This is a genomic window from Ellagibacter isourolithinifaciens (assembly GCF_008831035.1).
GTDB lineage: Bacteria > Actinomycetota > Coriobacteriia > Coriobacteriales > Eggerthellaceae > Ellagibacter > Ellagibacter isourolithinifaciens.
In genome coordinates, this window is record NZ_WAJR01000033.1 from 1 (window position 1) to 19,939 (window position 19,939).

General features: G+C 64.9%; 23 protein-coding genes. 1 reads left to right on the plus strand and 22 read right to left on the minus strand.

The annotated features are described in order from the left end of the window. Window positions 1–88, plus strand: an 88-nt coding sequence (locus tag F8C90_RS09730) for an IS3 family transposase (RefSeq protein WP_158049762.1), incomplete at its 5' end; no start/stop codon positions are given. A gap of 246 nt (window positions 89–334) precedes the next feature. Here F8C90_RS09730 and F8C90_RS09735 read toward each other — a convergent pair. From F8C90_RS09735 to F8C90_RS09840, 22 genes are all read right to left on the minus strand, one after another. Beyond that, window positions 335–1,243 (minus strand): CHAP domain-containing protein, encoded by a 909-nt coding sequence (locus tag F8C90_RS09735; RefSeq protein WP_158050319.1) that lies wholly within the window; start codon window positions 1,241–1,243, stop codon window positions 335–337. A 90-nt stretch (window positions 1,244–1,333) separates the two neighbouring features. Next, entirely contained in the window at window positions 1,334–1,594 is a 261-nt protein-coding gene (locus tag F8C90_RS09740; protein WP_158050320.1) for a phage holin, read from the minus strand. Beyond that, complete coding sequence (locus F8C90_RS09745; protein ID WP_158050321.1) at window positions 1,591–1,869, minus strand: hypothetical protein; 279 nt, start codon at window positions 1,867–1,869, stop codon at window positions 1,591–1,593. Before F8C90_RS09745 ends, F8C90_RS09740 begins: the two co-directional genes overlap by 4 nt. Continuing rightward, complete coding sequence (locus F8C90_RS09750) at window positions 1,866–2,870, minus strand: BppU family phage baseplate upper protein (RefSeq protein ID WP_158050322.1); 1,005 nt, start codon at window positions 2,868–2,870, stop codon at window positions 1,866–1,868. Before F8C90_RS09750 ends, F8C90_RS09745 begins: the two co-directional genes overlap by 4 nt. A 30-nt stretch (window positions 2,871–2,900) precedes the next feature. Beyond that, a complete protein-coding gene (locus F8C90_RS09755; RefSeq protein ID WP_158050323.1) occupies window positions 2,901–4,358 on the minus strand; it encodes a hypothetical protein in 1,458 nt (485 codons plus the stop codon). Then, window positions 4,359–5,465, minus strand: a complete 1,107-nt coding sequence (locus F8C90_RS09760) for a hypothetical protein (RefSeq protein WP_158050324.1) — start codon at window positions 5,463–5,465, stop codon at window positions 4,359–4,361. Continuing rightward, the gene (locus tag F8C90_RS09765) at window positions 5,466–6,911 is read right to left on the minus strand and encodes a hypothetical protein (RefSeq protein WP_158050325.1); all 1,446 of its coding nucleotides are present in this window, start codon (window positions 6,909–6,911) and stop codon (window positions 5,466–5,468) included. Window positions 6,912–6,943: 32 nt separating this feature from the next. Continuing rightward, entirely contained in the window at window positions 6,944–10,597 is a 3,654-nt protein-coding gene (locus F8C90_RS09770) for a phage tail tape measure protein (RefSeq protein ID WP_158050326.1), read from the minus strand. Further along, on the minus strand, window positions 10,598–10,804 hold the full coding sequence (locus F8C90_RS09775) for a hypothetical protein (protein WP_158050327.1): 207 nt from the start codon (window positions 10,802–10,804) through the stop codon (window positions 10,598–10,600). A gap of 74 nt (window positions 10,805–10,878) precedes the next feature. Further along, complete coding sequence (locus F8C90_RS09780; RefSeq protein WP_158050328.1) at window positions 10,879–11,235, minus strand: hypothetical protein; 357 nt, start codon at window positions 11,233–11,235, stop codon at window positions 10,879–10,881. 72 nt (window positions 11,236–11,307) lie between these two features. Then, window positions 11,308–11,874, minus strand: a complete 567-nt coding sequence (locus F8C90_RS09785) for a hypothetical protein (RefSeq protein ID WP_158050329.1) — start codon at window positions 11,872–11,874, stop codon at window positions 11,308–11,310. Between the two features lie 5 nt (window positions 11,875–11,879). Next, on the minus strand, window positions 11,880–12,218 hold the full coding sequence (locus tag F8C90_RS09790) for a hypothetical protein (RefSeq protein WP_158050330.1): 339 nt from the start codon (window positions 12,216–12,218) through the stop codon (window positions 11,880–11,882). Continuing rightward, window positions 12,215–12,658, minus strand: coding sequence for a hypothetical protein (locus F8C90_RS09795; RefSeq protein WP_158050331.1), 444 nt, complete (start codon window positions 12,656–12,658; stop codon window positions 12,215–12,217). Before F8C90_RS09795 ends, F8C90_RS09790 begins: the two co-directional genes overlap by 4 nt. Then, entirely contained in the window at window positions 12,651–12,956 is a 306-nt protein-coding gene (locus F8C90_RS09800) for a phage head closure protein (protein WP_158050332.1), read from the minus strand. Before F8C90_RS09800 ends, F8C90_RS09795 begins: the two co-directional genes overlap by 8 nt. Continuing rightward, complete coding sequence (locus F8C90_RS09805; RefSeq protein WP_158050333.1) at window positions 12,953–13,294, minus strand: hypothetical protein; 342 nt, start codon at window positions 13,292–13,294, stop codon at window positions 12,953–12,955. Before F8C90_RS09805 ends, F8C90_RS09800 begins: the two co-directional genes overlap by 4 nt. Window positions 13,295–13,315: 21 nt before the next feature. After that, entirely contained in the window at window positions 13,316–14,464 is a 1,149-nt protein-coding gene (locus F8C90_RS09810) for a phage major capsid protein (protein ID WP_158050334.1), read from the minus strand. Between the two features lie 12 nt (window positions 14,465–14,476). Next, window positions 14,477–15,226 carry a hypothetical protein gene (locus F8C90_RS09815; protein ID WP_158050335.1) on the minus strand — a complete coding sequence of 250 codons (750 nt, stop codon included), beginning with the start codon at window positions 15,224–15,226 and terminating at the stop codon, window positions 14,477–14,479. Continuing rightward, on the minus strand, window positions 15,219–16,550 hold the full coding sequence (locus tag F8C90_RS09820; protein ID WP_158050336.1) for a phage portal protein: 1,332 nt from the start codon (window positions 16,548–16,550) through the stop codon (window positions 15,219–15,221). The genes F8C90_RS09815 and F8C90_RS09820 overlap by 8 nt, the downstream gene beginning before the upstream one ends. A gap of 18 nt (window positions 16,551–16,568) precedes the next feature. After that, window positions 16,569–18,281, minus strand: a complete 1,713-nt coding sequence (locus F8C90_RS09825; protein WP_158050337.1) for a terminase large subunit — start codon at window positions 18,279–18,281, stop codon at window positions 16,569–16,571. Then, complete coding sequence (locus tag F8C90_RS09830; RefSeq protein WP_158050338.1) at window positions 18,278–18,778, minus strand: hypothetical protein; 501 nt, start codon at window positions 18,776–18,778, stop codon at window positions 18,278–18,280. The genes F8C90_RS09825 and F8C90_RS09830 overlap by 4 nt, the downstream gene beginning before the upstream one ends. A gap of 14 nt (window positions 18,779–18,792) precedes the next feature. Continuing rightward, on the minus strand, window positions 18,793–19,194 hold the full coding sequence (locus F8C90_RS09835) for an HNH endonuclease (RefSeq protein ID WP_158050339.1): 402 nt from the start codon (window positions 19,192–19,194) through the stop codon (window positions 18,793–18,795). Further along, window positions 19,187–19,537, minus strand: coding sequence for an SH3 domain-containing protein (locus F8C90_RS09840; RefSeq protein ID WP_170264630.1), 351 nt, complete (start codon window positions 19,535–19,537; stop codon window positions 19,187–19,189). The genes F8C90_RS09835 and F8C90_RS09840 overlap by 8 nt, the downstream gene beginning before the upstream one ends. Between the last annotated feature and the right edge of the window lie 402 nt (window positions 19,538–19,939).

The window sequence follows — 19,939 nt, forward strand, 5'->3', positions numbered from 1 at the left end:
CATCCACTGGAACACGAGAAGGAGGCAGGTTAAACTAAAGGGACTGACCCCGGAGGAGTTCCGGAATCAGTCCCTATGTGCGGCGTAGGCCGCTAATTAGCCCGTCCAAGAATTGGGATGCAGTTCACAAATCCCATGGCGATGCGGGGCTTGTTGGTTTCGGGATAATCTAGGGTCTAGTTTGTCCTAGTCTATCCGAGCTTATCTGGGATTGTCGAAGCTTGTCGAAGCTTGTCGAAGCTTGTCGGGGTTACTTCCCCAGCTTCTCGATGAGCTTGTCGAGCTTGGCATCGACTGCCTCGATGGCGGCGGCGTTGCCCTGGCAAGTGGAGAGCTAGAACGCGTCGTCGTTGAGCCTGCGTTGAAGCTCTTTAACCATATTGGATGGATAATCAACATATCCGTCAACATATGTGCCGAGGTAGCTTTGCAGCGCCCTGCAAGTGTCAGGGCCGAAGTAGCCGTCCGCATCGACGCCGATCTTCGATTGAAGCGCCTCCACCATGTACGAGCCGCCGCCGCCGTACTGCCAGGACTCGGAGGAAAGCCCGCCCCGGTTGCACGCGTCGAGCGAGGTCGATTGTCCGCTCACGATGCCGTCTACAGGCGTTCCCAGCGCCGACTGTACCGCGCGCGTTGTAGCGGGCCCCCACACGCCGTCTACGTCAAGCCCCGCGCCTGAACCGCTATCGCTTGCTTCCGAGCCGCTGTTGTCGCCAGAGCCTCCCTCGATGGGCGCGGTGGAAACTCCGTCGTAGCTAGGCCGCACGACGCAGCAGATGGAGCCGTAGCCGCGCTGGCGCCGTGCAACGACGCCGCCGTTCGACTGCGACCCCGCGCTCCCGCTCGACGTGTTGCCCTCGATAGTCGTCATGTACCCCTCGTCAGGGTGGTTCTCCTCGACGATGCCCACGTGGTCTGCCAGGCCGTCGCCGCCCCAGTCGAACAGCACGAGGTCGCCAGGCTCGGCGTCCTCGCACGAGACGGTTGCCCCCGCCTCCTCGCCCGCGTTGACGATGTCTGGGCAGTATGCGCTCGGCATGCCCGCGCAGGGGACGCCAGCCCAGTCCAGGCAGTAGGAGGCGAACATGGCGCAGTAGGGCACGCCGCTCACGCCGAAGTACGGCTCACCCGTCTTCTCGGCGAACCATCGCCCGAAGACGGTGCCCTCCTCGGGGTCCGTCCATCGGCTGTACCCAACCCAGTCCCGCGCGCAGTAGAGCACGTCGCTAATCGTCCCCATTGCCGCCCTCCTTCGGCTCGAAATCGGGCTCGTCGTGCGAGTCCTGCGACTCGATGAGCCGCTTCTCCTCCTCGGTCAGCGCGCCCATGGCTAGCCCTCCTTCGGCTCGGTGTAGGTGAGCGCCTGCTCGCTGTCCCCCATGCCGGCCGTTGTCGGGTCGGCCACGATGCCGAGGATTGCGAGCAGCGTGAACACGGTGCCGACGATGGCCACCAACTGCGCCTGCAAGTCCCCGAAGTCCAGGGCCACGCCGAAGACGGCGCACACCTGCTGGACGAGGAGCAGGACGGCGGGGATGATGGCCACCCAAAAGGCCTTGTTCCTCACTCGTACTTTCCAATTGATGCTCATTGCGTTCCTCCAATCTTCATGTCTTCCAATCTCTCCACTCTCTCAGCCAGCTCGTCGTGTCGCTTCCAGGCGGTCGCCGCGTCGGTCTCCAGCTTGAAGGTCCGCTCCACGACCGAGTTGTGCTTCTCGACTTTTGCCGAAAGCCCGTCCATCTTGGTTTCAAGCACCGACAACCTGTTGCTTATCGCCACATACACGCCGCACGCCGCGAAGACTGCCGAGAGCACGGCCGACGCGATGGGCACGACAAGAGTGGACATCTCAATCTCTATCACGCCGCGCCCTCCTGCGTAACCGCCGCCTTGATTGCCGCGGCGTAGTCCTTGTCCGCTTGGGTTGCCATCGGGTGCGTGAGCACCGCATCGGCAATCTCCGCAGGAGTGAAGGCATCGTAATCCGCCTCGACAGCTTCAACGGTGGTTCCGTCCGCGGTCGTGTACTTGACGAACGCCTTGGTCGAGAACTTCTTCTCATATAACCTGACGGGCACCTTGTTGAACGTCAGCGAGCTGAAGATTTTGTTTCCCGTCTGTACGATGTTGTTGTATGACAGGCTTCGTACGTCGGGCTTCGTTGGGTCGGACACCTTCTTGAAGTACCAGCCGTTCTCGATGAGCGCGGCACCCTCTGGAACCGACATGATGTACGAGAACCTCGGCGTCGTGTACTCTGCGGGGACGTTCCCGCTCATGTTGAAAGAGCAGCCCAAGAATTGAAACAGGTCGGCCACTTTGACGAACTTCGCGTAGGCCGCACCTTCCGTGTCGCTCGCGCTGCACGGGTACTTGAGCGCGGCGTCCTTGTACCAACCAGCGAACGCCATGCCGCTTCTGGTCGGGTGCGTCCAGGAAGCCTGCTCGCCGCTGCGGTAGTCATTGAGCATCGTAAGCTCGCATACCGCGCCGTTGGCGACGGTCGGCGTCGAATCGACGTCGATTTCCATCTTCGTCGTGTGGATGGCGTACCCGTCGCAGAACACCTCGAAGAGAGCGCCCGTGACCTTGCCAGCCGCCGCCGCGACCTCGACTGACGGCGTGAATGAAACCACGCCCGTCTTCGCGTCCGAGACGGTCACCGAATCGTCCACGAACACCTTGCCGCCAGGGAGCTCGCACTTGAACCGCACCGACTTCCCCGTGAGGTCGAAGGGCTGAGCCCCGTCCAAGATGGTCGCGACGATGGACGTCGAGTTCTCGTCGCCCTGAGAGATTCTCACGGTCTGGGCGGCGAAGCTCCCGCTCTTGTCCACGTTGAGCGAGACTGCCTTAGTGGGCATTCCGCACCACTCCTTTCCTGTAGTCGATTATCAGCCGCACAGCGTCACCTGAGTGATCTCGAACTGCGAGCCTGGGTTCGCGTTGACGCTGTTCCCCGAGGGCTTGATTGCGAAGCGGTAGGGATTGCCGCGGGTGATGGTGAAAGTCTTGTTAGGCGAATTGCCCAAAGCAACCGTGATGTTCTCTGCGCAGCCTAACGCCATGCTTTCGCTGGCGGCTTCGAAGGCCGTGAGCTCCTTGAGCACCACGTTCGCCGAGCCGCCCTCGGTTATCGGGAACTTCACGCTCCCGGCGGTGCCCGTGTACGTGCACCTGTAGTAGACGACCGCGTATGACGTCTTGTGCGGCGAATAGGGCACGTTTGCCGAGAACGATTCCGTCGCGCTGCCTGGCGCGATAGCGAAGGACTCGACAGCCGAGACGCCGTTCACCCTGAAGCCGGGCATCATCGAGCTGAAGATGAACCCGCCATTGCTGATGTTGAGCACCGAGCCGCTGTTCGTGCCTATCGATATCTTTTCCGCCAAGTTGGCGTTAATGTAGCAAACGCCGCCTTCGACCCAGATTGCGACCAGGCTGCGCGAGCCCGAGTCTAGCATTTCGAGCTTGCTGCCCGTCATCTCGGTGTACCCGGCTCCGTCCGTGGCCGTGAGCCGCTTGCAGTAGATGTCTCCCGATGCGATGCTGTTCACGTCCACGCTCTTCGCCTTAATCTCCTCGCCCGTGATGGTGTTCGCCGCAATCTGGTCGGCTGTCACGGCCTTCGCCGTAATCTTGGATGTCGTGACCGCGCCGTCCGCGATGAGAGTGGAGCCGACCGACCCCGCGACCAGGAGGCTGTTCGCGACCAGGTCGTAGCCGTTCCAGACGGTGCCGTTCCACACCTTTACTGCGACGATTTGAGAATCGGCGTTCGTCTGGTACCACAGGTCGCCCGCCTGGAAGCCGCCGTCGGGGGCTGTCGGCTCGTCCGCCGATGCGTAGATGTGGTTCCCGCCGTCGGGCGTCTCGAGCTTCGAGACGGCATCCTTGACAGCGGAGTCTATCTTGCCGTCCATGCCCGCCAGCTCGTCCTTGGCGGCGGCCATGTCCTTCTCGTACCGCCCCATGGCCTTGTCGTGCTCGTCCATGCGCGCCTTGTCGGCGGCGAACTGCTTCTTCGCCTCCTCGACCGACGCGTCGAGCGCCCGGGATATGCCGCCCGCCAGGTCGATGACCCAGGACTGGCCCTGCTTGACTATCTTCACGCGGTCGCCGACCTTGAGGCGGGTCGAGGCGGTCGCGTCGGTCAGCGTGATCGGCGCGGCCTGCCCGTCCAGGAGCACGGTCACCGTGCCGGCCTTCGCATCGACCGCCGTCACCGTGCCGTAGCGCACGGACGCCGAGCCGTGCCCGCCGGGTCCCGAAGGCCCCTGCTGCGAGCCGCCCGATCCCGCGCCGCCGCCGCCCAGCAGGAGCCGCGCGGCCTGAATCTCGCTCATCTCCATCTAGTCCACCTCTCTCAGCGTCGTCCTGCACATGCACCCTGGGCCGAGCGTCATCTGCATCTCGGCAACCTGGAGCCTCAGGTCTATGTCCTTGCTGCCGTCGCGGCGGTTCACGTACCTCACGACGTCCCCGACCCTCAGCCCCGGTATCCCCGCGTGCTCTATCTGGAAGCTGTAGTACGCCCCAGAGTTCTCGTCGAGGTACCGCTGCGCCTGCGCGACGAGGTCGTCGTGGCTGCACGCGTCTCCGACCTTGAGCACGTAGGTGCGGTGCCGCCCTGTCCTCTGGTAGCTGAAGGGGCTGCGCTCGGGGAGGTCGACGAACGTGGAGTCCGACAGGGGCCACGGGTCGTAGTTGTCCTTGTCGGGGTCGTCCTGCTTGGACGTCCGCGAGAAGTAGGCGATGCAGCGGTTTACGGCCTTCGCGTTCGTGTTCGAGAAGTCGTAGCCCGCCGCGTACGTGCAGCTCTCCCCGTCCTCGAACTCGTAGGAGATCGCCTTGTCCTGCGGAGCCGTGTAGGCTCCCACCGTGACGTAGCCGTACGGGTCGACCCCGAGCTCCCATCCGCACCACCCGCAGATGGTGCGCAGGGCCTCGCCCTTGTTGGTGCCTATCTCGAACCAGATGTCAACGGTGTGGGTCCTCGACGCCTCGTCCCTCAAGGACGGCAGCGTCCTCAGGTGCCCGCCGTCGGCCTCCACGATGTCGCGCATCTCGCCGACGATGTTGGTGCCCGCCGTGCGCGCGAAGTCCTGGACGAACGAGTCCTCGGTGTGGCGGTACAGCGTCGAGTAGCAGGCGTGCGTGCGCTTGATGGCGTGGTGCTTCGCCGTGGCCGTGGACGAGTCCGCGAAGAACGTGCCGAGCACCTCGGTGGCCTCCTCGCCCCCGACCGATACCGTGTGGTACACGCGCACCAGCTTGCCGATGTCGTCTGCGTCGGTGACGATCGTCCCCGTGGCGATGTTGTCTCCGTAGTAGTTGAACGACAGCTGCGACTCGCCCTCGATGGTGCTCACCGTCTCGCCCGTCTCCTGGAGGGTGAACGGGTCCACCAGCCTGAACTCGTAGCTGTCGACGCGCCCGCTTGCGCCCCAGTCGGCCATCTAGCCCACCTCCTCGCCAGAGACGCTCACGTTCCTGAGCCGCGAGAAGTCCCAGTCGAGCGAGACGCTTATCCTGCACTTGTATGCGCGCCCGTCGGGGAAGAGCACGAACGCGTCCCCGTATTCGGGCATCGCCTCGATGTCTGCGCCCTTGTCGTCGAGCAGCACGCCCTCGACCTTCACGGAGCGGGTGCCGCCGTGCCCGTAGAAGCTCGACGGCCTGCGCCGCCCCGCGAGCTTGACGGTGTCGCACTCCGCCTCGGAGGACACGCTGAAGCTCTGGTTGTACACCAGCTCGACGCGCCCGCCGCTCGGGTCAACCGACTCTATGAGGGCGACGCCCTTCGCTTTGATGGTTACGCCTTCCAGGACGGTGACCTTCTTGGACGTGGACACGCCGTTCGAGCCCACGCCCTCGAACACGAGCGGCGTGTTGAGCGGGCACCCGCGCATGACGGCCACTTCGCCGCACTTAACAGTGGTCGTTGCGCTGTAGCCCGACCCCGTGCGGCACTTGACCGTGACCTGGGTGCAGGCGCTGTCGGCGTCGCCGGCGTCGCCCGTCCTGATGGCGACGTGGTACGGGTCGTCGGAGCCGGCGAGCTCAAGGGTGCAGCTGTTGCAGTTGCTCTTGTCGCCGACCGTGAGCTCGGCCGACGCGGACTGCCGCCCTGTGATTATCGGGCGGTACGACGGGTTGAAGTAGACGGTGAAGAAGCACTTCTTCCCCTTGAGGTGGCGCGTCAGCGCGGACACGGGCACCTCGATGCGCCCTGGCGCGGCCACCGTGCCCCACACCTCGCGCGACAGCGCGGAGGGGAACGCCGTGAGGGCGCCGTCGGACTCCATGACGTAGCTCCCCGTGTCGATGGCGAATCGGTCGTCCTGGCGCGTCCACGTGGTCGAGTACTCGATGACCAGCAGCTCGGAGGTCTCGTACTCCGCGGTCGTGAGCGCGTACTCGGGCATGAACCCGATGTAGAGCTCCGCGTAGGCCCACTCGCTGTGCCAGTCGTCCTCGCCGCCGCCGACGCCCATCAAGTCTGACGACCAGTTGGCGCGCAGCGAGACGGCGAGCGTCACCGTGTCGTAGGCGCGCGTCTCGTAGCGCCACGGGCCGAAGTCGGCCGTCAGCGCGCCCACGAGCGACAGCGGGACTCCCCACGCCGTGCGGCCCCCGACGTGGCTCCTCAGCTCGTTGCACTGCGCGGCGGGCACGGTCGCCTCGTAGTCCCTCCACTGCCCCTCGTAGGGGCTTCCCTTCGCGTAGCCCTTCGCGGACACGCGAACGGTGAAGGACTTGTTGGCGTCCGAGCCGAGCTCGGTCGTGAACCCGAACCTGAGGTCGTGCCCGCCTGGGTAGCCGGCGTCGTCGCGCTCGTACAGGCGCGCGCCGACGCCGCATAAGGCAGACCCATCGGCCATCTGCAAGTCGAGGATTGCCATTCATATCACCTGCTTTGCGGTTATTCGTTTTTCTATGTCTTGCTGAGGACTCCCCATTTCCAGAGCAGGCTCACGAGCTCCTCCGTGAACCGCTCGCTGCTTATCGCAGCGTCGACGTTGATGCCCTTCAGCTCGTAGTTGTTGATGACGGTGCCCGACTGACTCTGCGACGCGAGGTCGATTGCGAGCTGCGGCACGTTCGCCCGCCCGCCCACGCTCATGAGCTCCGCCTCGTACGAGAGGGGGGCCGCCTGGACGTTCAGCGCGTCGACCGCGCTTCTCGCCACGTCGCCGAACGAGTCGGCCACGTACCCTTTGAGCTGCTCCATGCCGATGGCTAGGCCCTGGGCGGCGAACCTGCCGCTTCTGATGGTCGTCTTCCACGGGGAGCCCTCCTGGCCGACCTCGCGCACCTTGTCGAGCGCCGCCTGGGCGACCGCTCCCGCGGCGGCCGTCGCGAGGTACGTGCCGTCCGATATGCCGTTCGCGAAGCCCGACGCCATGTTGTAGCCCGCCCACCAGGCGTCGCCGTTCGAGTTGCTGAAGTGGTCGGCGACCTGCTTCGAGGCGGTGTCCGCCTCCGCGACCGCGAGGTCGCGCCCCGACTCGATGCCGCCCGCGAAATGCTCGGCGCCCATGTTGTATCCGGCCCACCAGGCGTCCTCCGACGCGCTGCTGAGGTGGTCGGCCGTGAGCTTGCTGAGGGCGTCGGCCGCTGCCGCCACCGCGTCCTGCATCGACTGCATGCCGTTGACGATGTCCGTGCCTGCTTGCTCGCCCTTCTGGTAGTTGCTCTGCGCGGCATCTGCCGTGTAGTCGACGCCCTCTATGAGCTGTGCGTAGGCGTTGTCCACGGCCCCCTGCTGGGAGCTCGCGCCGTCGGCCTGCGCCTGGCCCGCCTCCTCGCCCTTGGCGCGGTTCTCCTCGACGATCTTCGCGAGGATGCCCTTGACGGAGTCGTAGGTGCCGTCGTACGCCCTCACGACCTCGAGCATCTGGTCGGCGGTTATGTTCTTGAAGTCCTCGGCGCTGACGCCCGCATCGGAGAGCACCTTCGCCATGTCCTCGACCTTGTAGCCGGATTCCTCGATGGCGGCCGCCAGATCGTCGCTCTGGCCGGCGAGCGAGCTCATGTGCGAGGCGAGCTCGCCCGAGACGTCGGAGAGCTTCTTCGCCTCGGCGCTGGATTCCGAGTAGATTCCCTTGAGCCGTTCCTGCATCTCCGTGTTCCCGTCGAGGGACTTGGTAACGTCGTCCACCGCCCGGTTCGCGTTCGCGAGGTTCGTCAGGTAGCTGTCCATCGGGACGTTCCCGGCGGCGAGCGCGGCGTCGTACTCGGCTTGCGCGTTCGCCTGGCTCTTCTTGGCGTCGGCGAGGTCCTTTTCGAGCTGGAACTGCTCCTTCATGAGCTCGACCATCTCTTCTTGGGCGGCCTGCGCCTTGGCGTTCGCCACCCACGCGTCGGCGTTGCGCCTGATTGCGTCGGTGCTGGTGTCGAGGATGCCGTTCTCTGCGTCGATGACCTGGTACGACGTGCCGAGCAGCTCGTTCACGCCCGCCACGGCCGACGCGAGGTTCGCCTGCTCGTCCGCGCTGAGCTTGGCCTTCTGGCCGTTCTCGTCGTACTTGCCCGTCAGCTTGTCGATGACCTCGAGGTACTTGTCGAGCGCGTACTCGGAGCCGTTGATTCCGCCCCACGTCTCGCTCATGTCGTCCGCGAGCTCGGCCTGCTTCTGGATGGTCTGGTCGATGCTGTCCCGTATCTCCTTGAAGGTCCTCTTCGGCTTCTCGGAGTCGAGCGAGCCGAGCGCGTCGGCGGCGGACTTGGTCTTCTCGTCCACGTCGTCGAGCGCGTCGGTGAGGCCTTCTGTGGCTTTGCGCAGGTTCTCCTGCTTGCGCGCCGCGTCGACGAGGTACGCCGCGAGCAGCGCGACGCCCGCCATCGCGAGGCCGACGACGAGGCCCTTGGCGATGGCCGCCGCCCTGCCGAGAGCCTCGGTCTTGAGCGCGGCGCGCTCCGACGCCGCTGCGGCCTTGTCGGCAGCCCCCGTGAAAGACGACGTCCCGCGCGTGAGGAACGCGAGCTCCGTGTAGGCGCTGGCGAACTTGCCCGTGATCTTGCCGAGCCACGAGAAGAGCTTCCCGGCGACGAGCGTCACGGGGCCGGCCGCCGTCACGATGCCGGCAAGCGAGAGGATGTTGCGCTTCGTTGCGTCGTCGAGCGACTGGAAGCCCTGCACGAGCTCTACGGCGCCCTCGGACGCCTCCTTCACCGCCGGTATCATCAGCTGCCCGAACTCGATGCCGAGCTCGTTGACGTTGTTCTTCACGAGCTGGAGCTGGCTCGTGGTCGTCCCGTAGCGCCTGTTCGCCTCGCGCGTGAGCGCGACGTTCTGGTCCCACGCGTTGTTCGCGATGCTCACCATGCCGTTCACGACGTCTCCCGTGCGGGAGAGTCGCTGCATGGTGTCGATCTGGCGCATGTAGCTGATGTCCATGTCCTTGAGCAGCGTGTTGAGGTTTCCGCCCTCGTCGCGGTACGTAGCCATGCCGTCGACCACGGCGAGCAGCGTGTCCATGACGTTCGACTTCCAGTTGGCGGCGAAGTCCTCCGCGCTCATGCCGGCGGTGTCCGCCCAGACCTGGAGCGTGTCGGAGTTGAGCGCCACGTCCTTGTCGATGCGGTTCATGATGGTGGATATGGCGTTGCCGCCCATCTCGGCCTGGATGCCGACGCTGGAGAGCGATGCGGCGAGCGCGAGCACCTCCTGCGACGTCATGCCGATGTTCGAGCCGGAGCCCGCGATGCGCATCGCCATGTTCATGATCTGGGACTCGGTGGTGGCCGAGTTGTTGCCCAGATCGGTGATGACCGCGCCGACGCGGTCGACGTCCGTCTCGGCCACGTTGCAGATGTTCATGAACTGCGCGAGCTTGAGGGACACGTCGTCGACATCCATGTCGGTCGCGATGTCGAGGTCGGCGGCGACGGACGCGAACTTCGACAGGTTCTCGGTCGCGATGCCGAGCTGCCCGCCGAGCTCCATCGCCCTGTTGATGTCGTTCACGTCGATGGGCTTGTTGAGGGCCATCTCGCGCGACGTCTGGGCGAGCTGCTCGAGCTCCTGCTCGGACGCGTTCACGGTCTTCGCCACGCCGGTGAAGCTGTCCTCGAAGTCGGTCGCGGACTTGAACGACGCGTAGCCAGCGGCCGCCGTGGCTGCCGACAGCACGGTCAGCTTCGTCCCGACGTCGGCGAGCGTCGTCCCGAGCTGGTCGAAGTGCGCCTTCGTGGAGAGCACGTTCTGCGACGCGGCGGCGCCGAACTCGACCGCCTGCTGCCTCAGCCTCTCGTACTCGAGCTCGTTGTTCGTCATCTGGCGCTGGAGGTTCTTGAACTCGGTGACCTCGGCGGCCGACAGCTCGCCGACCTTGCCGGAGTACTTCTCGTACGCCTGCTGGTAGGTCGCCATCGTCGCCCGGTTCTGCGCGAGCGCCTGCCCGAGGAGGCGCTGCTTCTGGACTATGAGGTCGGTGCTCGTCGGGTTGAAGTTGAGCAGCTTCGTGAGCGACGATAGGTGCGTGCGCAGCACCGTCGCCTCGGCCTTCGCGTCGCGCATCGCCTTCTTGAGCTTCGTCGCGTCGCCGTTGATCTCGACGTAGAGTCCCTGGACCCTTCCTGCCATCTAGCATTCCCCCTTCCCGAACAGCTCGCGGGACGCCTTGCGGTCGGGCTCCGTGCGCGTCAGGCGCCACGCCTCGTCGAGGTAGTCGCGCCCCGCCTCGGAGCCGTTGAGCGCGTCGATGAACGCGTCCCTTCTGATTCGCAGGTAGTAGACGAGGTCGAGGCCGTCAACGTCCGGCACGGGGATGCGCAGGTAGTCGGCGACCATCTTCTCGAAGTAAGTCGTGACCTCGTACTCGTTGCGCCCAACCTCCGCCTTTGCGTAGGGGTTGCTGGGCAGCTCTAGTTTTTTGAATCGACCAGCTCCGACACGAAGTACGTGTACAGGCCGATGAAGTCGCCCACGTCGGACAAGTCGAACCCGATGGACTCCAAGTAGTCTCCCGTGATGACGCGCACGTCCGTGTTGTGGCTCATGGCGGCGGCAACGAGGTCGAGGCATCTTCCGAGGTCGAGGTCGGACGAGGCCGCATTCCCCATCGCCGCGTCGGCGACGTAGCCGGCGACCGCGACGAGGCCGTCGTGCACGCCCTTCGTCGGCGGGAGGATGCGCAGCTCGAAGCTGTCCTCCTCCGTGCCGAGCGTCACGACCAGCACGTCCTTGCGCCGCTTTGCGTAGTTCGTTCCCTTGATTTCCATTCGATTCACTCCCGTAGAGGGAGGGAGGGGCCCGAAGCACCCTCCCTCCCGTTTTCCAGATTCCGCGGGCGGCTAGCCCAGGTTCTCCTTGATCTGCTCCTCGAAGATGATGAGCGTGCCGTCGTCGTCGAGCGACTCGGCCGTGAACTCGGGCTCGATCTTCGTCTCCGAGTCGGGCGCGTAGACGAACTCGAAGCCGGCGGTGTTCTTGCCGACGATGGTCCACCAGCAGTCGCCGTCGGCCTTGTCCTCGTGGTGGAGGCACAGCGCGTAGGTCTTGCCGTCGTCGTTGCCGACGCCGCCGATCTTGGTGGTGCGGATGCCGCCTTCGGCGTCCTCGCTCACGCGGGCGGTTGACTCCAGCTTCTTCAGCGTCGTGCCGACCCAGCCGAGCAGGCCGAGCTTGACCTTCGCGGAGTCGGACGTGGTGATGGTCTTGCGGATGAGGCCGAGGTCGTCCTGCACCTCCTGGGTCTCCTTGCTGTAGGTGATGGTCGCGCCGCCCTTCGAGTACGCGAGGCGGTTCCCCGCGACGCACAGCGTCTTGTGGTCGGGCACCGCTCCCGTGTACTCCGCGATGTACGCGGTGCAGCTGCCGATGGTGATCGGCTTCTCTTCCTTGCGCTTGGTTGTTGACATGAGCGTCACTCCTTCTCGATGTACCCCTCGCAGTCGTAGACCGTGAGGAACTTCTTCTCGCTGTAGATGTATGTGCTCGCCCGCCTGCGGGGGGACAGCCCTTCCGCGGCGAGCGCGCGCAATAGCTCCGCGCGCTTCGCCTCCGCGTCGGCTCCCCCGTCGTCGTACAGCTCGACGGTCGGGACCGTGAAGAAGGCGAACGTCTCGCCGGAATCCGACGAGACGGCCTCCGACTCCTCCAGCACCGCCGCGAAGAACGGCGACTGCGGCGGCTTCGCGGGCATCCATCCGTTGTGCTTGTACGGGATGCCGCAGGCTTCGAGCGCGTCCGTCGCCCTGCTCATCCCTTCTCTATCTCCTTGATGATGTTGGGCACGAGGTCTTCCTCGGCCTTGTCCCTGGCGTCGACGAGGAAGGGCATCGCCTTCGAGCGTTTGCCGGTGGGCCGCCCGAACACGAACTGCTCGTGGCCGTGCACGAGCAGGTGGGTGAGCCTGTGCTCGGGCGACTTCACGTACCATGTGGCCGTGTGGCTCATGCCGTAGCCCTTCGACTTCCAGGCGATGTGCCTCTTGAACGCCTCCCCCCTGTTGTGGTTGGGGAACGTCGGCGTCCACTTCCCGTCCTCGGTCGGGGCGGTCTTCCTGGTCTGCCTCGTCATGTCGCGCATGGTCTTGTCTATGCCCTTGGCCATCTGCTTCGAGCAGGTCCGCGCGTACTCCCCGAGTATCTCCTCCAGGCACGCGTCGATGTTCTCGACGTCGCAGTGGACGTAATCAACCATAGGACACCCCCGCCAGGTCGACCTTCCTGTGCTGGTACTGGTAGTCGTCGTACCCGCGTATGTCGAAGACGCGGCCCCGCCACACGATGCGGTGGCGGGTCGTGTCGGCCTCGACCTCCGGCAGGCGGCGGTTCCAGCGCACGCGGAAGGTCACGTACGAGGCGTTCTGCTCGCCGCCCGCCTCCACGTACTCGGTCGAGCGCGTCTTGTTGACGTTCAGGCAGTGCAGCGTCATCCACGGCTGCCAGTCGATGCCGTCCTCCGACCGCTCGATGACGATTGGGTCCCCAACGCTCATTCGGCACCGCCCCCTTCCTCGGATTTCGGGAAGCCGCAGTACTTGAGCTGCATGATCGCGTCGTGCGCGAGCCTGTTGAGCGATGCCGCCGCCTTGCCGCCCGCGTACTTGGAGAGCCTGTCGTCGGTGAGGGAGCGGTTCTCGAACATCTCGCCTGCCGCCATCAGCACCAGCTCCTCGGCCATCGGGTTGTCCATGTCGACGTCCGACCCGACCGCGCCGCGAAGCCAGAGCCTGGAGGCGGCGAGGGCCTGGTCGACGCGCCTTTCCTGCACGGGGTCGAGGTACTCGGCCTCAAGCCCCACGTACTCGCAGACGTCGTGCTTGGTGACTGCCATGAGCCGCCGCCTCCTTCCCGATTAGCCCAGGTTGGCCTTGTAGTAGCCCAGGACGTACGCTTCCTCGTCCAGAAGCTCGCAGTCCTCGCGCATGAGCCCGCGCCACACCGTGAGGTCGTTCTCGAACGCGTTGACGTCGCCCACCGCCGCCGTGTTCGAGGCGAGGATGGACAGCCCCTTCTTGTCGAAGAGCCTGCAGGCCTCCTTGAGGTCGCCGATGTAGAACGGCACGCCCTTGGTCGCGTTCGTCGCGAGGTCCGCGTTCGGCACGATGTGCAGGGGGATGCGGCGGAAGCCGATGGCGAGGTACATGTCGAGCGGGTTGTTCTCGGTCGCCTTCACGAGGCTGTGGCCGTCCTTGTCCTTCAGCGTGTCGAGGAACTGCAGGCCGTCGTCGTTGGTGACGATGGTCGAGGTCGGCGCGAACGCCTGGCCGAGGGTCACGTTCACGGCCTTCTTGATGTCGTCGAGCGACGCGATGGACGCGGGCGTCGCGGGGCTCTCGTCGCGGGTGTACTTGGAGTCGAGCGTCGCGAGCACGAGCTTGTTGTCGGTGACGCGGGCGTTCTCCGCGAACCACATGGTGACCTCGTTCGCAATGCTCGCGTCGGAGTCCTCCAGAAGCTCGTTGGTCGCGATCATGTAGCCGCCGAGCTTCTCGACCGCGTAGCTCACGCGGGCGTACTCGGGGTAGTCGGTCTGCGGGATCTTGCCGCCTTCCTTGACTGACGCGAAGCCCTTGCCGACGCCGCGCTTCTGGTAGGTGCGCTCGCCGGAGGGCGCCTTCACGGTCTCCGCGGAGACGAGCTGGCGAAGGGACGCCTTGGCGTCGCGCAGGCGGCGGATCTTGGTCTCGATGTCCTCGGGCACGGTGTAGCCGCCCGCGGACGGGGTGCCCTCGTTGAATCCCTTGCGGGCCGCCGCCGCGAAGGACTTGACTGCGGCCTCGTAGCCTTCCGCCTCCTTCTCCTCGGACTTCGCCTCGACGGCCTTCTCGGCGGCGAACGCCTTCTCCGCCGCGTCGAGCGCCTCCATGCGCGCGATCTCGGACTTGATGTCCTCGAACTCGGCGTTCAGGGACTTGAACTTCTCCGCGTCCTCTTCCGACTTCATCTCGTCGTACTTGGCACGGAGGGCGTCTTTCGCCTCTTTGAGGTTCTTGAACTTCATGCTTTCAGCTCCTTATCGTTCGATGGTCGCCAGGAACGCCGCAGCAAGCGCCTTCGCCCTGGAAATGGAATGGGCGCCTTCCGGCGCCCCAGCTGCTTTCTCTTCGGTTTTCGCTTCGGCCGGCCCGCTCGGCTCTTCGCCGTCGAGCAGGTACTCCTTCTTCGTGCCCGCCCCGCGCTGCGCGGGGATGGCGACGAACGACAGCTCGTAGGCGTCGCTGATGTCGCTCAGCGTGAAATGGCACGCCTCGCCGTCGTACTCCTTGCCCCAGCGGTGCTCGCACCACGCCTTGCGGCGGTCGATGCCGCAGATCGAGCACGTGACGGACTCCGGCATGAAGGAGACCGATACCTCCTTCTTGATGCCGCCCTTGATCTCGGCGATCACCTGCGAGTTCGCCTCGTTGTCGAGCGTGTAGCACTTGACCACGAGCTGCTTGAGCGGCAGGCCGTCGGACGTCTCGCCGTCGGCGTCCTCCACCTCGGCGGCGTAGACGCGGGCGAACTGGTTGTCGGCTCGCGGCGAGTGGTCCTTGATGACGGTCTTGCCGACGAACAGCTCAGCGAGCTGCCCGAGCGCCTTCTCGTCGAAACGCTCGAAGTCGCGGTCGATGTCGTTGTCGCACGCGACCACCTCGAACGTGTAGACGTCGCCCTTGTCGAGCGGTTCGAGCGCGATCGCGTTGATCGCGGCCATGTCGGCGTCGCCCGCCTCCATGGACTTGACCATGCCGCCCTTGCGCATGTACTTGTCGCTACCCATTTGCTTCACCCCCTCCCGAAGGCTCCGCAGGCGGCTCCTCCTGGGAACCCTGCTGTAGGTACTGTTGCCCCGCCATACCGATGGGTATGAGGTTTCCGTTGCCGAGCAGCACGTCCCCGTCGGGGTCGGCGGGGAGCTTGAGCCTCTGCCGCGCCTCGTTCGGGGTGAACTGCCCGGATTCGATGGCTATCTTGTTGGCCTCGACCGTGGTCTTGAAGTCGCTGCGCAGCATCACAGACGTGTCGAACTCGCAGAAGTACTCCTTGTTGCGCATGCGGTCGGTGAGCGCCTTGTAGGTGACCTCGTTCTCGTAGTCCTTGAGGATGTAGAGCATCGTGTCGGTGTAGAAGGCCTCCTGCTGCGCCTGCGATGACGCGTAGGAGGTCTTGGTCATGTCGCCTATCTGCTGCGGCTTGATGCCGAACGCGGACGCGATCTGCACCGCGCTGTACTTCTTCAGCTCCTCGAACTGGGCGTCGGTGAGCTTGGTGTTGAGCGGCTGGAGCGTCGTCCCCACCGGGATGGGGATGATGTTCCTCACGCCCTCGTCGGCGAACTCGCCCTTGGCGTACTTCTCCATGTTGCTCGTGAACGTGAGCACGGCCTTGTCGTCGAGGTTGCTCGTGTACTGGAGCACCGCCTTGGCGGTGAGGCCGCTCGATATGAGCTCGTTCTGGAAGCCCTGCGCCTCGACGGCGCCGCCGACGAGCTTCCTCAGGCGGTCGATGAGCGGGATGCCCATGATGCCGTCGTCGGTGTCGGAGCTCCTGAAGTGCATCACCTCGTAGCTCTTCAGGATCAGGTTTCGCCCGCCGTGGCTGTAGAGGTAGTAGACGTCGGGAACCTCGTCGAGCAGCGCCGCGTCGTCCCACCACACGTCGACCTCGTTTGTCGGCATGAGCCACAGCTGCGGCGGGTCGCCCTTGGTGTTGCCGCCCGTTATGCGCACGTAGGCGTTGCCCGTGTGGTTGCGGTACTGCTCGACGGCCGACCAGAACGACGTGGCCGTCATGTACGGGTTCGGGCGCAGGCACAGCGTGCTGTAGAGCGGGTGGTCGTACGCCGTGACCACGCCTCCGTTCGGCATGCGCCGCATCAGCTTCAGCGGCAGCTTGCCGAGCGTCTCCCTGAGAATCTTCGTGCAGGCGTAGTACGTGGCCTCGCCCATGGCGTCGCCGTCGACGTCCGGGTCGATGCCCAGGAAGTGCGCGAGGCTCCTCCACTCGGACACGGCGGACTCCCTCGCACCCTTGGCGATCTCCGCGACCTCCGACTTTGAGTAGAACCCGAGCGACCTCATGAGCGCGTTCGCGGCCTTTCCCATCCCTGCACCTCCTTTCGTTTACCAGTTCATGAGCTCCATGTAGCGGCGGAGCTCCACGTCGGCGTCCACGACCTCGGAATCCCGCTGCACGAGGCGCGCGTAGTGCGCGTCTATGCAGGCGTCCACGGGGTCGATGCGCCGGGTCTTTCCGGGCTTCTTGTCGACCTTCACCTCGTCGAAGCTGTTCCTCACGAGCTGCGCGTTCAGGAACGACCAGCTCATGAGCTCGTTGCGCTTGTCCATGGAGTACTTGCCGCTCTTCACGAGCAGCTGGACGTCCACTGTGGCGTCGTTGAGGTTCTTGGCCGACTGCACGACCTTGATGAGGGGCGCGCCCAGGACCTCCAGGTCCTCGGTGAACGCCTCCGCGTTGTGGGGGTCGTACCCCACGGCCTGCACCTTGAGGCCGTATTCCTCCACCACGTCGGCCAGGTGCCTGACGACCGCCTTGTAGTCGATGCGGAAGTCGGTCTCGCCGCCTATGACGGTTATGAGGCCCTGCTGCTCCCACACGTCGTACGGGGCGACGTCGGTCTGTATGTGCTCCGACATGCGCCCGCGCGGCATGAAGCTGTGGCTGTAGGCGTAGGCTCCGCCCTCGTCGTCGTCGAACTCGATGGAGTAGGTCGTGAGGTCGCCGCCGCTCGAAAGGTCGACGCCTATCCAGCAACGCTCGCCCCTGAAGTCGTCGAGCGTGAGGGTGGTCTTCGCGCCCTTCCAGTCCTCTGGCGCCACGAACGTGTCCTCGGTCTTCGTAACCCACACGTTCATGCACTTGGTGAGGAAGTCGCGCAGCTCGGAGCCGCCCATGGCCTTCGCCGTCGCCGCGTCGGTGCGGAGCTGCTCGAGGCCCTTCTCGGTGGTCGCGGAGAGCGGGTTGCTCTTCACCCACACGGACTCGTCGAACGGGTCGTCCCCGTCGTCGAGCGCGTATATGTCGACGAAGAAGTCCTCGGCGGTGACGCCGCCTCGCAGGATGTTGCACGCGAAGGTGTCCATCTCGTAGGCGAAGGAGTCGACCTCCTTGCCGCGCGTGGTGATCATGGATACCAGCGTCTCGTCGAGGTTTCGCGTGCCTCGGTAGAGCGCCTGGTAGATGGAGTTGTCCTTCATCTGGTGGAGCTCGTCGAGTGACGCGAACAGCGGTCGGAAGCCGTCGTCCAAGCCCTCTTCCTTGGAAAGGGCCTTGATGACGCAGTTCGTGTTGAGCGCGGTTATCTCGGACTTGTACTCCTTGACCTCGAACCACTCGGAGAGGTCGGGGTCGCCCTCGATGAACTTCTTCATCTCCTCCCAGACGATCTTCGCCTGGCGCTTCTTGGTCGCCGCCGTGAACAGCTTGCCGTAGCGGTACCCGCTGAACGCGGCGATGTAGGTGCCGAGTATGCCGTTCTCGAACGACTTGCCCTGCTGGCGCGACACGCTCTTGTAGCGGCGCCTGAACCTGCGGTAGCCGTTGCGATTCTTCCAGCCGAACGTGCACCCGATGTCGAAGACCTGCGAGCCCATCAGCCTCACGGGCCTCTTCTCGAACCCCTCGACGATCGTCATGGTCTCGGCGTAGTCGACGACGTCGGCCGCCGCGCCGGGGTCCCACACGTAGGGGAAGTCGTCGGTGTCGGCGCGCCTCAGGTCGTCGAGGTGCCGCTTGCACGCGAGCATGTGCAGCTCGCCGCACGGGACCTTGCCGCCGACGACCGCCTGCGCGTACTCGGTTACGCGGTCCCTCATCGCCCGTTCGCGACCTGGAACCTGGCGAACCTGTTCTCGGGCTTGTCCTGCTCGGGCTCCCGAAGGTCGAACCTTAGCCGCGCGTCCACGGTCAGCCCTATCGACTTCGCGCTCGTGTCGACGCACTTGAAGGCCGCGTTCTTGAGCCTCTGCATCGACTCGATGGTCTTGAGCTCCTCCTTGTCCCTGCGCGCCTTGCGCAGGGCCGAGCTCGCCGCTATGTACTCGTCCTCCTCGATGACGTAGCGCGCGACCGCGTCCACGTCGAGGTCGGTGCACAGCTGCTCGCTCGCGGCCCTGAGGAGTGACACAATCTCCGAGTACCTGCTCTTCAGCTTCTGCGTCGCCAGGTATCTCGGGGGCGCCATGTGGTCGGTCGTTCCGCCGATCGCGGCCTCGCGCGCTCTGCGCGCCTCCTTCTCGGCGTTGGAGATGTGGACGCGCCTCTTGCTCTCCTGCACCGCCAGGGGCTTCGCTTTCCTACCGCTGTTCGCCACCGCGTTTCACCTCCTCACACATGGAATTGGCCGAACTCCCTCCCGTGCGCCTTGTTATGGCATTTGACGCACAGGAGCCTGAGGTTGGACTGGTCGAACCGCCGCCGCCACCCTTCCTCGGTCTGTATAGGCTGGACGTGGTGGACGTCGGTGCCGACGGCCCCGCACTCCTCGCACCTGTGCCCGTGGTCGACGGCGTACTGGCGGCTCGTCATCCGCCATTCCCTCGATTTGTAGAAGCGGCGATACCTCGGGTCCTCTTTCGCCTGCCGCTTCTCGTACTCGCGCTTGTAGTCGCGCCGCTCGGCGCGCTCGCGCTTGACCTCGGCCTCGCACTCTGAGCAGTACCGAAGGCCCCCGAGCTGGGGCTTCAGGCGCTTGCAGCGCGGGCACACGGTGAACCTGAGGTCAGGCAAGGTACTTCGCCACCACGAAGCCGCCGTCGGCGAGCTCGCGCCAGCCGTCCTCCTCCGGGTACGCCATCACGGAGCCGTGGTTGGAGATGGACCCGACGATCTCCGATTCGAGCGACTTCGCCTCGCGCACGTTGAGGCCCTGGAAGTCGCCCACCTCGACGGTCGCCTCCTCCAATGCCGGGCGCCATTGCTCCGCGGGCTGGGGCGCCTCCTCTTCGGGCGCCTGCTCGGCGGGTTGGGCCGAAGCCTCTTCGGGCGCCTGCTCGGCGGGCTTCTCGGCTTTCGCGGCGGGGGCCTTCTTGCGCGTCTTGCGCGCCGGCGCCTTCTTCTCTTCGGTTTCCATCGCGTATCACTCCTTTTCATTCGCTTTTCGCATGGAAAGAGCCGTTTCTATGCGGTTTTCGGGTGCTTTTGATTTTGGTTTGCCGGTATTTGGGCATGAAAAAAGCCGCCCCATCGGGACGGCCTCAATGCCTGAAATGCTACTTACAGCATATCACGGCGGTATTGCACTTTTTTACACACTTTTCTGATGTCTATTATCCATTGCGAGAATAATCTATCTCCCAGATTAAGGGCGCTTTTTGCGCGTTTTCTTCCCCGCGCGCCGTTCCCCCTGGTCAGAGCCTCAGAAATCGGATACCCCCTGGGGTATCGAAGGAGGGTCCCCATGGACGCGCGCGTGCATGCGCGTCACGCGGGCGTGCGTCGTGCGTGCGGGCGGCGGGCGCGTGCGCGTCATGCG

Excerpts from the sequence above, each read along its gene's own strand:
- F8C90_RS09790 (WP_158050330.1), bottom strand. The coding sequence starts at position 12,218 with ATGAGCAGGGCGACGGACGCGCTCGAAGCCTGCGGCATCCCGTACAAG.
- F8C90_RS09810 (WP_158050334.1), bottom strand. The coding sequence starts at position 14,464 with ATGAAGTTCAAGAACCTCAAAGAGGCGAAAGACGCCCTCCGTGCCAAG.
- F8C90_RS09800 (WP_158050332.1), bottom strand. The coding sequence starts at position 12,956 with ATGAGCGTTGGGGACCCAATCGTCATCGAGCGGTCGGAGGACGGCATC.
- F8C90_RS09740 (WP_158050320.1), bottom strand. The coding sequence starts at position 1,594 with ATGAGCATCAATTGGAAAGTACGAGTGAGGAACAAGGCCTTTTGGGTG.
- F8C90_RS09780 (WP_158050328.1), bottom strand. The coding sequence starts at position 11,235 with ATGGAAATCAAGGGAACGAACTACGCAAAGCGGCGCAAGGACGTGCTG.
- F8C90_RS09750 (WP_158050322.1), bottom strand. The coding sequence starts at position 2,870 with ATGCCCACTAAGGCAGTCTCGCTCAACGTGGACAAGAGCGGGAGCTTC.
- F8C90_RS09840 (WP_170264630.1), bottom strand. The coding sequence starts at position 19,537 with ATGGAAACCGAAGAGAAGAAGGCGCCGGCGCGCAAGACGCGCAAGAAG.
- F8C90_RS09775 (WP_158050327.1), bottom strand. The coding sequence starts at position 10,804 with ATGGTCGCCGACTACCTGCGCATCCCCGTGCCGGACGTTGACGGCCTC.
- F8C90_RS09795 (WP_158050331.1), bottom strand. The coding sequence starts at position 12,658 with ATGGTTGATTACGTCCACTGCGACGTCGAGAACATCGACGCGTGCCTG.
- F8C90_RS09820 (WP_158050336.1), bottom strand. The coding sequence starts at position 16,550 with ATGGGAAAGGCCGCGAACGCGCTCATGAGGTCGCTCGGGTTCTACTCA.
- F8C90_RS09825 (WP_158050337.1), bottom strand. The coding sequence starts at position 18,281 with ATGAGGGACCGCGTAACCGAGTACGCGCAGGCGGTCGTCGGCGGCAAG.
- F8C90_RS09805 (WP_158050333.1), bottom strand. The coding sequence starts at position 13,294 with ATGGCAGTCACCAAGCACGACGTCTGCGAGTACGTGGGGCTTGAGGCC.
- F8C90_RS09765 (WP_158050325.1), bottom strand. The coding sequence starts at position 6,911 with ATGGCAATCCTCGACTTGCAGATGGCCGATGGGTCTGCCTTATGCGGC.
- F8C90_RS09815 (WP_158050335.1), bottom strand. The coding sequence starts at position 15,226 with ATGGGTAGCGACAAGTACATGCGCAAGGGCGGCATGGTCAAGTCCATG.
- F8C90_RS09755 (WP_158050323.1), bottom strand. The coding sequence starts at position 4,358 with ATGGAGATGAGCGAGATTCAGGCCGCGCGGCTCCTGCTGGGCGGCGGC.
- F8C90_RS09735 (WP_158050319.1), bottom strand. The coding sequence starts at position 1,243 with ATGGGGACGATTAGCGACGTGCTCTACTGCGCGCGGGACTGGGTTGGG.
- F8C90_RS09785 (WP_158050329.1), bottom strand. The coding sequence starts at position 11,874 with ATGTCAACAACCAAGCGCAAGGAAGAGAAGCCGATCACCATCGGCAGC.
- F8C90_RS09760 (WP_158050324.1), bottom strand. The coding sequence starts at position 5,465 with ATGGCCGACTGGGGCGCAAGCGGGCGCGTCGACAGCTACGAGTTCAGG.
- F8C90_RS09770 (WP_158050326.1), bottom strand. The coding sequence starts at position 10,597 with ATGGCAGGAAGGGTCCAGGGACTCTACGTCGAGATCAACGGCGACGCG.